The sequence below is a fragment of the Agaribacillus sp. DX54 genome (genome assembly GCF_056858335.1).
In genome coordinates this window covers 1-1,824 of record NZ_JBXEQE010000090.1, presented here as the reverse complement: position 1 = coordinate 1,824, position 1,824 = coordinate 1, and the positions used below count along the sequence as shown (strand labels likewise).

The following is a 1,824-nucleotide window of genomic DNA, read 5'->3' as shown; positions in this document are numbered from 1 at the left end:
ACGTATCTTGACCTGGGTATCTTTTCTGCCTATAAACTCAACGGTACCATTGGGCAGCCAACGAGCCAAATCGCCCGTTTTATAGATACGCTCACCTTCTTTGAATGGATTTGTTATAAACTTTTCCTTTGTTAATGACGCTCTATTTAAATAACCGTGGGATATTTGTACTCCGCCTAGACATAATTCTCCTGCAACTCCAATGGGTACTATAGCATTATTATTATCCAAAATGTAAAGCTGAACATTACTAATAGCTCCCCCAATAGTTACTCTTTCTGAACTTTTTAATTTTTTAGCCGTGACCCAAATAGTCGCTTCTGTAGGTCCGTATAAATTCCATACGGTAGTACTTATCGCCGTAAGGCTGTTCTTCAGGGATTCATTTATAGTCTCGCCTCCTGTTAAAACGGTTACTCCTTCTTTATTTTTCCAATCATTATCTATCAACATTTGCCAAGTAGATGGTGTGGCTTGCATAAAATTAGGTTTATACGTCTCTATCGCTCTTTGAAGCTTATTACCATCTTTTATGCTCGATGTATCTAATACAACTACTTTGGCTCCTAATAATAATGGTGTGAATAATTCTAAGTAAAAAATATCAAATGTAAAGGTCGTTACTGAAAGAAAAACCTCTAAATCTTTCATCTCTAAACGATCGACCATACCTAATAGTAAATTCAATAAGCTAGCACGAACGATAGGAACTCCTTTGGGTTTCCCTGTACTCCCTGAAGTATAGATCACATAGGCCAGGTTATCCGGAGACGAGATCCTTTTTAGTTTTTTGGCAGATCTCCTTGATATCCTGTCCCAATCACTATCCAACAAAACAATATCCAGATTATTCTTGTGTGAAAATGTGGCTGTGCAATAACTGGCACTGAGCAGGACCTTTACCCTGGAATCCTCCAACATATAATCGATACGGGTCTTTGGATACTCTGGATCAATGGGAACATAGGCGCCTCCTGATTTCAGTATCCCAAAAATACTGACTAACATTTCCAAGCTACGGTCGAGGCAAATGCCGACCAGATCATCCGGTTGTACGCCTTTTGTTATGAGGTATCGTGCCAGCTGGTTGGAACGCTTGTCCAACTCCTGATAACTCAAGCTTGCCTGTTCATACACTACCGCTATAGCATCGGGTGTTTTCCTGGCCTGCTCCTCGAAAAGGTCTGCAATTGTTTTGTCCGTTGGATAACTAACTGCTGTGTCATTGAACACTTCTAACAATTGACGGCTTTCTTCTTTGGATATAATGGACAGTTCATTAACAGCTGTTTCCGATCCCTTATTAATATGCTCCAGTAATACCGTTAATGCTTCCTGCATATAGGATACCACAGCGGAAGGGGCGATACCCCTATCGGATAGCTTTGCCGTCAATCCAAAATCATCCCCATAATCATTGATATCCAAATGGAAAGGATAGTTTGTCCGCCCTTGCCCTGACAACAATTTTGCACCTGAATCAAAGGGCTTATTGGGCTTATCTGACCTATCTGATGATAATCTTCGCGCTGAATGGCGGTAATTTAACAAAGCACTGAACATTGGAGTATCATTAGAGATACCACTCCACTGATGGATGCTTGATAGCGGTGTCTGTTCGTAATTTAAGAGTGCTTGCAAGCGCTCATTCGTATGGGTAATATATGCCGATACATTGCCTTTTAGGTCTAATAAAACAGGCAGGGTATTTAGAAATAACCCCAAGGAGGATGCTGAGCCTTTTGCCCCCTGCAGCCTTCCTAATAGCGCAGAACCAAAAAGGGCATGATCCGTACCACTGCACCTTGCCACTACCAGACCAAA

The 1,824-nt window shown here is 41.3% G+C and carries 1 protein-coding gene; it reads right to left on the bottom strand.

Annotated elements, in window-relative coordinates; all coding sequences use genetic code 11:
- Positions 1-1,824 (bottom strand): non-ribosomal peptide synthetase (locus tag AC04NP_RS30440; protein WP_482863898.1); only part of this gene is annotated, 1,824 nt, incomplete at both ends.